The sequence below is a fragment of the Mesorhizobium sp. M7A.F.Ca.CA.004.04.2.1 genome (assembly GCF_004022825.1).
In the GTDB taxonomy this organism is placed as follows: Bacteria; Pseudomonadota; Alphaproteobacteria; order Rhizobiales; family Rhizobiaceae; genus Mesorhizobium.
The window spans coordinates 1-7,719 of record NZ_RZPH01000188.1 but is presented as its reverse complement, the minus strand read 5'-3'; the positions used below and the strand labels follow the sequence as shown (position 1 = coordinate 7,719).

Annotated in this window: 10 protein-coding genes; 1 reads left to right on the top strand and 9 read right to left on the bottom strand. The window is 61.1% G+C overall.

Translation table 11 applies throughout. From position 1 onward, the window contains the following. The 9 genes from EN893_RS11315 to EN893_RS11275 form a co-directional block, all read right to left on the bottom strand. The coding region (locus EN893_RS11315) for a biotin carboxylase N-terminal domain-containing protein (protein ID WP_128361541.1) at positions 1-834 on the bottom strand (834 nt) is incomplete at its 3' end. Positions 835-883: 49 nt separating this feature from the next. Beyond that, the gene (locus EN893_RS11310; protein ID WP_236382870.1) at positions 884-1,228 is read right to left on the bottom strand and encodes a hypothetical protein; all 345 of its coding nucleotides are present in this window, start codon (positions 1,226-1,228) and stop codon (positions 884-886) included. A gap of 69 nt (positions 1,229-1,297) precedes the next feature. Further along, positions 1,298-1,669 (bottom strand): hypothetical protein, encoded by a 372-nt coding sequence (locus EN893_RS11305; RefSeq protein ID WP_127269364.1) that lies wholly within the window; start codon positions 1,667-1,669, stop codon positions 1,298-1,300. 39 nt (positions 1,670-1,708) lie between these two features. Then, a complete protein-coding gene (locus EN893_RS11300; protein WP_127269365.1) occupies positions 1,709-2,077 on the bottom strand; it encodes a hypothetical protein in 369 nt (122 codons plus the stop codon). Between the two features lie 195 nt (positions 2,078-2,272). Then, positions 2,273-3,880 carry a carboxyl transferase domain-containing protein gene (locus EN893_RS11295; RefSeq protein WP_127272452.1) on the bottom strand — a complete coding sequence of 536 codons (1,608 nt, stop codon included), beginning with the start codon at positions 3,878-3,880 and terminating at the stop codon, positions 2,273-2,275. Positions 3,881-3,889: 9 nt separating this feature from the next. Further along, positions 3,890-4,717 carry a DUF1444 family protein gene (locus EN893_RS11290; RefSeq protein WP_164748953.1) on the bottom strand — a complete coding sequence of 276 codons (828 nt, stop codon included), beginning with the start codon at positions 4,715-4,717 and terminating at the stop codon, positions 3,890-3,892. A 160-nt stretch (positions 4,718-4,877) separates the two neighbouring features. Continuing rightward, positions 4,878-6,041, bottom strand: coding sequence for an isovaleryl-CoA dehydrogenase (locus EN893_RS11285; RefSeq protein WP_127272451.1), 1,164 nt, complete (start codon positions 6,039-6,041; stop codon positions 4,878-4,880). A gap of 66 nt (positions 6,042-6,107) precedes the next feature. Then, a complete protein-coding gene (locus tag EN893_RS11280) occupies positions 6,108-6,758 on the bottom strand; it encodes a TetR/AcrR family transcriptional regulator (RefSeq protein ID WP_127268653.1) in 651 nt (216 codons plus the stop codon). Between the two features lie 59 nt (positions 6,759-6,817). Beyond that, the gene (locus tag EN893_RS11275) at positions 6,818-7,102 is read right to left on the bottom strand and encodes an acylphosphatase (RefSeq protein WP_127268654.1); all 285 of its coding nucleotides are present in this window, start codon (positions 7,100-7,102) and stop codon (positions 6,818-6,820) included. Between the two features lie 160 nt (positions 7,103-7,262). Here EN893_RS11275 and EN893_RS11270 point away from each other — a divergent pair. After that, positions 7,263-7,719: MarR family transcriptional regulator (locus EN893_RS11270; protein ID WP_128361540.1), on the top strand; the 457-nt coding region annotated here is incomplete at its 3' end.

The window sequence follows — 7,719 nt, the reverse complement described above, 5'->3', positions numbered from 1 at the left end:
GACGATGAACTCGATGGTGCCGGCGCCTGAATAATTGATCGCCTTGGCGGCCTTCACCGCCGCATCCGTCATCGCCTTGCGCAAAGCCTCGGTCATGCCGGGCGCGGGCGATTCCTCGATCACTTTCTGGTGGCGGCGCTGCGCCGAGCAGTCGCGTTCATAAAGGTGCACTGCATTGCCGAAATTGTCGCCGAACACCTGCACCTCGATATGGCGCGGCTTGTCGACATATTTTTCGACCAGCACGCGGTCGTCGCCGAAAGCGGCTTTCGCCTCGCGCCGCGCGCTGGACAGCGCCTCGGAAAATTCATCGGGATGCTCGACCCGGCGCATACCCTTGCCGCCGCCGCCGGCGCGCGCCTTGATCAGCACCGGGTAGCCGATCTCGCGTGCCTTGGACGCAAGCAGCACGATCTCCTGCGCCTCGCCATGATAGCCCGGCACGACCGGCACGCCGGCCTTTTCCATGAGCCGCTTGGCGGCGTCCTTCAGCCCCATGGCCCGGATCGAGGCCGCCGACGGGCCGATGAAAATCAGCCCCGCCGCCACCACCTGGTCGACGAAATCGGGATTTTCCGACAGGAAGCCGTAGCCGGGGTGAATGGCTTGTGCGCCCGTTGCCAGGGCCGCGGCGATGATCTTGTCACCGCGCAGATAGCTTTCGCCGACGGGCGAGAGGCCGATATGCACCGCCTCGTCGGCCATCTCGACATGCAGGGATCTCGCATCGGCATCCGAATAGACGGCGATAGTGCGCACACCCATCTTGCGCGCCGTCCGGATGACACGACAAGCGATCTCACCGCGATTGGCGATCAGGATCTTGGCGAACATGGAGCCTCCCGGTTTTGCCTCGGGCAGCGCCATTCTGGCAGGCGCCAGCCTATTTGGAGGCAGCGATCTCGCAGGCGCCGCCGGTCGTGACCTTGTAGTGGCCGCGGGTTGACTGACAGGATTTCATCGCCAACTCTTCGGCCCTCTTTTGAGATGGTGCGTTGAGGTGGCCGCCGCAAACTATGTACGACGACATTATCCGCGCGTAGGGAGTGGTTGCGTACGCTGAATGGCCACCGGCCGCGACATAGGCCTTGTAGGTCTTGGTGCAGGGATCCTTGGGATTTCGCGGCAGGTACGGCGGGAAACGCTTGTCTCCCTCGCTTCCAGTGAGTGAGCCGGCCATGCCCGCGCCGCACGCGGCGACCGTCAGCAATCCGGCCAATATCGCCATGGCTGTTCGCCTGGAATTCGTGGATTTCATCTTGTCTTACCCAACGAGAAAAACCGGGCGTTTTCCGGCCTATTTGGACGCGGCGATGCTGCAGGCGCCGGCAACGGTAACCTTGTATTTGCTTTTGCTGGCCTGACAGGATTTCAGTGCCAGTTCCGCAGCCGCCTTCTGCGACGATGCATTCAGCTTCACGCCGCAAACGAAGTACTCGGTCGCCGGAACGATTGGCGTCGCCGCGAAAGCCGAATGGCCTGCGGCTGCGAGATACGCTGCGTAAGCCTTCCCGCAGCCCCCGGTGGTTCCTATAGGAATGGTCACTGGGTAGCGCACGTCGCCCTTGCTGCCTGCCAGCGATCCGGCCATGGCGGCGGTGGGGGCCGCCACGATCAGCAAGCCTGCCACTATAGAGGTGGCTGCTCCTTTGCGGGTCCAGGATTTCATACTGCTTCCCCCATTCGCAAAAAAGTCTCGGCTGGTTGCTTATTTCGATGACGAGATTGCGCAGCCGCCACTCGCGGTCTTGAGCTTCCACCGTGTCAAGCCGGCTTGGCAATTGCGCAGCGCCGTCTCTTCCGCCGCCTTCTGGGACGGCGCGTTGAGCTTCGTCCCGCAGACAATGTAGAGGTCGACGACACGCGAATAAAAGGTTGTAGCGTAGGCCGAATGACCGCTCGCCGCGACATAACCCTTGTAGGCAACGTTGCATTCGCCCGAACCCAAGGTCGGCGGAAAACGCACGTCTCCCTTGCGTCCTGCGAGCGATTCCGCCGAGCCGGCGTCGGTCGCTGTTAATATTAGAAATACAGAAAGTATCGAAGCAGCCGTTCCCTGGCAATATTTCAGTTTCATTTTCAGCCCGTCCCCATTGCCCCATGCTGGATAAGCAGTAGCGAATATTTTGCCTCGCCGCCAGTTCACTGTTTGAGAATCGAAGCCGCTTATGCTGATGAATCGATTGGCCCATACAGTTCAGCCTTTTCGCACGGCAGCAACGGCCTGCCGCTATAGTTCCGCCGTTTGGCCGTCGAAGTTGACCGTCCATTCTCACATCCGAAACACGCCAAAGCGCGTGTCCTCGATTTCGGCGTTGAGCGCAGCGGACAGGCTGAGCGCCAGCACGTCGCGCGTCTTCGCAGGGTCGATAATGCCGTCGTCCCAGAGGCGTGCGGACGAATAGAGCGGATGGCCCTCATGCTCGTATTTCATCAGGATCGGCTTCTTGGATTTCGCCTCCTCCTCGGCGCTCCATTCCCCGCCCTTGCGCTCGATGCCTTCGCGCTTGACCATGGCAAGCACCGTTGCCGCCTGCTCGCCGCCCATCACCGAGATGCGGGCGTTCGGCCATATCCACAGGAAGCGCGGCGAATAGGCGCGGCCGCACATGCCGTAATTGCCGGCGCCGAACGAACCGCCGATGATGACAGTCATCTTCGGCACCCTGGCGGTGGCGACCGCCATCACCAGCTTGGCGCCGTCCTTGGCGATGCCGCCTGCTTCATATTTTCGACCGACCATGAAGCCGGTGATGTTCTGCAGGAAGACAAGCGGGATCTTACGCTGGCAGCACAGCTCGATGAAGTGCGCGCCCTTCACAGCGCTTTCGGAAAACAGCACGCCGTTGTTGGCGATCATGCCGACCGGCATGCCATGCAGATGGGCAAAGCCGGTGATCAGCGTGGTGCCGTAATTCTGCTTGAACTCGTCGAATTCGGAACCGTCGACGATGCGCGCGATCACCTCGCGGACGTCATAGGGCTGGCGCAGGTCGGTAGGCACGATGCCGTACAGTTCATCCGCGGGATGAAGCGGCGGAATCGATTTCTGTAAGTTCAGACTTACAGTCTTGTTCCGATTCAGGTTTTTGACGATGCGTCGGCAAATGGCGAGCGCATGGTCGTCGTCGAGTGCATAGTGGTCGGCAACACCGGAAAGCCGCGTGTGCACATCGGCGCCGCCGAGATCCTCGGCGCTGACGTCTTCACCAGTGGCCGCCTTCACCAGCGGCGGACCGCCGAGGAAGATGGTCGCCTGGTTGCGCACCATGATCGTCTCGTCGGACATCGCCGGCACATACGCTCCGCCCGCCGTGCAGGAACCCATGACGCAGGCGATCTGCGGAATGCCTGCGGCGGACATGTTGGCCTGGTTGTAGAAGATGCGGCCGAAATGCTCACGGTCGGGAAACACCTCGTCCTGGTTGGGCAGGTTGGCGCCGCCGCTGTCGACGAGGTAGATGCAAGGCAGATTGTTCTGCAGCGCGATCTCCTGCGCCCGCAAATGCTTCTTCACGGTCAGCGGATAGTAGGTGCCGCCCTTCACCGTGGCGTCGTTGACGACGACCATGACTTCGGTGCCTTCGACGCGGCCGATGCCGGCGATCATGCCGGCCGAAGAGATCTCCTCGCCATACATCGACCATGCCGCGAACTGGCCGATCTCGAGGAAGGGCGAGCCGGTGTCGAGCAATTGCGCCAAGCGCTCCCGCGGCAACAGCTTGCCGCGCGAAACATGCCGTTCGCGCGCTTCCTCCGAGCCGCCGCGCTCGACGGCCGCCGCCTTCTCCGCAATGTCGGCGACCAGCGCCCGCATGCGCTCGGCATTGGCACGGAAGGTTTCGGAGGAGGGGGAGATCTGGGTTTGCAATGGAGCCATGTCCAACCCCTACATCTGCGCCAGGAGTTTGCCGTTGCGGCGTTCGAAAATCTTGTCGGACAGCAGATTGAAACCGTCCTTGAACGTAACGTCTATCATCTGCCTGGCCGCGCTTTGGGCTTGCGGATTGCCTGCATCGAAGACGAACAACTGGTCTCGGCGTGGCAGAGCGAACAAAACATCGCCAGGAAACTGTGGTTTGATTGACAACCAGAAATCGTCAAAAAGTATAAGGCTTGTGGACAACATAGTATTGCCGTCGACATAATACAGGCACGCTAACGCGGCTTCTCCGTCGGAAACAATTCTAGGAAGCCATTTCTTTACGTTGTCCAGCGCAACGACCCGCAAATCCGAAAGCGCCCGACCTGGGAAGTCTTTTGGTGCCACGGGTGACACCGAATCCGGAAGGTCGACCATATAGACAACCGAGATCTCACCAACCAGCGGTTCATACAACAAATCCAAACCCATCGATTTGAGGTGCTCGACATATTGCTGGGTCCGGATCACCGCGATGAGATTTTCTTCGCTCGCCTTGGTCGGTCGCGTTTCGGTGAGGCTTCGGACAAGTCTGTCTATAGCCGCATCAGCGTCCTCGTCGGGGTATGAGTTTAAGTAGCCGAACACGTTTGTGACGTCGGGCGTCACTTCCACGCCGCCGATTTTTGCACTGATCTTTGCGGGATCCGATGGGTCTACGATAGCGCTATCGACACCCGGCTGCCGTTTGAGTGCGGCGATTACGAGCCCTCTGAATTCCGCAATGTCAGAGAAGCGCCGCTTCTGCGCCTTGGCTTGTCCGAGAAAGCCCGCAATTGAGGAAAACAAAGCCATCGCAAATATTCCCCGCCTTGTGATTGGATGCGCCAATGAGAGGATCATCTATGGCCCTGCTTATCTCTCAATACTCGCAAAACTACAGCCTCCCACGAGATGGGTGTTTGACGTGTCAAGCAATCCGCAGTCCGGCACACTTGCATTCCCTTGCTAGGCATCACATCCCCTCGGCCATGATCTCGCGGCCGATCAGCCAGCGGCGGATTTCGCTTGTGCCGGCGCCGATCTCGTAGAGCTTGGCGTCGCGCAGCAGGCGGCCGGTCGGATAGTCGTTGATATAGCCATTGCCGCCAAGCAGCTGGATGGCGTCGAGGGCCATCAGCGTCGCCTTCTCGGCGGCAAACAGCACGCAGCCGGCGGCGTCCTTGCGTGTCGTCTGGCCGCGGTCGCAGGCGGCGGCAACGGCATAGACATAGGCGCGCGCGGCATTCATCACCGTGTACATGTCGGCCAGCTTGCCTTGCACCAGCTGGAACTCGCCGATCGCCTGGCCGAACTGCTTGCGCTCATGCACGTAGGGGATCGCCACGTCGAGGCATGCCGCCATCAGGCCGATCGGGCCGCCGGCAAGCACGGTGCGCTCATAGTCGAGGCCCGACATCAGCACCTCGACGCCACGGCCCTCCTCGTGCAGCACGTTTTCGAACGGCACTTCGACATCCGAAAAAACCAGTTCGCCGGTATTGGAGCCGCGCATGCCGAGCTTGTCGAGCTTTTGCGCCACGGAAAACCCGGCCATCGCTTTCTCGACGATGAAGGCGGTGATGCCGCGCGATTTCAGGTCCGGGTCGGTCTTGGCGTAGACGACCAGGGTCTCGGCGTCAGGCCCGTTGGTGATCCACATCTTGGTGCCGTTGAGCACGTAGCGGTCGTTGCGCTTTTCGGCACGCAGCTTGAGCGAGACGACGTCCGAGCCGGCGCCGGGTTCCGACATCGCCAGCGCGCCGACCCGCTCGCCCGAGCACAGTGGCGGCAGGAATTTTCCCTTCTGCGCTGGCGTTCCCCAGCGGTTGATCTGGTTGACGCAGAGATTGGAATGAGCACCATAGGAGAGGCCGACCGAGGCCGAAGCGCGCGAGATTTCCTCGACGGCGATCACATGCGCGAGATAGCCCATGCCGCTGCCGCCGAAATCGGGATCGGCCGTGATGCCGAGCAGGCCGAGCGCACCGAGTTCACCCCACAGATGCGCCGGAAATTCGTTCGAGCGATCGATGTCGGCGGCGATCGGAGCGATCCGGTCCTGGGCGAAGCGCCGCACCAAGTCGCGCAGCGCCTCGATCTCCTCGTCATGCCCGAAGCTGAGCGTGTTCGTGTACATTTTTCTCCTCCCTGCGCATGACCCCGAAAATCGACTTTGATTTTCGGAAAGGGATCATGCGCGAAATCAAAATGCTGCAGCGTCCTTTGCGCGCCCGAAGGGGCGCGCGGCGCTGTAGGCGTCGATCTTCGCGCCGACGAGCCGCATTGTCATTGAAAGATATGTCGCGGTCACTTCGGCGATCGACAGGCGTTCGCCCGGCCGAAACCAGACGATGACGCCAGTCATCATCTGGATCAGTGCCATGGCGGTCAGCCCGGTGTCGTCGATGCTGAAGGTGCCCGTCTCGGCGCCATCGCGTAAAATAGTGCGCAGTTCCTTTTCGTAGGCAGTGCGCATGCGCAGGATCTGCGTCAGCCGTTCGGGCGACAGGCTGCGCAATTCCATGTTCGACACATGCGTGGCGTGCCGTCGCTCGATATGAAAGGCGATGTGATTGCGCACATAGGCCGAGAGCAGTTGCGCCGAATCTGCGTCCGCCGGGCGGGCTGCTTCCCATGCTGTGGCCAGACCCTCCATGTGCTCGCGCATCAGCGTGAACAGAAGCTCTTCCTTGGTTGGAAAATAGCGGTAGAGCGCGGCCGCCTGGACGCCGACCTCGGCGGCAAGCTGGCGCATCGACATTGCTTCGTAGCCAAACCGCGCGATGAGGTTGACCGCCGCCCCACGGATGGTCGCTTCGGTCTTTTCGCCATCGGATCCGGTCGTGCGCGCCATGTCAGCTCCTCTGTGGAGTGATAATAAAACGAACGTTCGATTAATTCAAGGCGGCGCGCTCAGGCAATGATCCTGAACCCGACAAGAAGGTGTTGTGTTGCCAAGTCCTCGACGTCGACCCTGGAGACCGAAGCCCCGGCCGGCCCTTTCCAGAGGCGCTCGATCATTTTCGAGACCGCCTCATCGAGCCCAGCGATCTGGGCCGTTACAGACCCATCCGCCTCATTGCGGACCCAGCCCGCAAGGCCAAGGCTCGTGGCCTGATCCCGAGCCCAGGCCCTGAAGCCGACGCCTTGCACATTGCCGTAGACCCGCGTCAGCACTTCCCTGCGACGATCAGCCATGAATCTCTCCAAGCCTGTCTCGTTTTGAATCTGGCGCGTGGCGTGAGGAATGCAACCTGGGAACTGCGCGCGAGCGCAATGGCTGGCCTCTCTGGCTCAAAATTTAATTGACTCCGTCCACTAATTTTGGAAAATACGGCTGCCTTAGGAATGGCTGCGGATGTTGGACGAACGCAACGCATTGGTGGCCGATGTCAGGCGCTTCAATCGCTTCTACACGCGCACCGTCGGCCTTCTCGACGAGACGCTGACACAAAGTGCATTCACTTTGACCGAGGCGCGCGTGCTGTTCGAACTGGGTCACCGCAGCAACCCGGCTTCCGCCGAAATCGCCGGGGAGCGAGGTTTCCTGGCTGGTGCTTTTCGGCTGGAGAATGGCCCGGCGGCCTCCGAAATATCAAGACAGTTGCGTGTCGATGCCGCCTATCTGACGCGGATCCTGCGCAAGTTTGCGGGCCAGGGGCTGACCGAGGCCAGAACGGACCCGGCTGACCGGCGCCGAAGGGTGCTCTCGCTGACCTCACGAGGCGAGGCAGCGCTTGCCAGACTGCAGGCGGCGGCCGATCGGGACACGGCGCGGCTGATCGAAAGCGTCCCCGACGACAGGTTGCATGAAC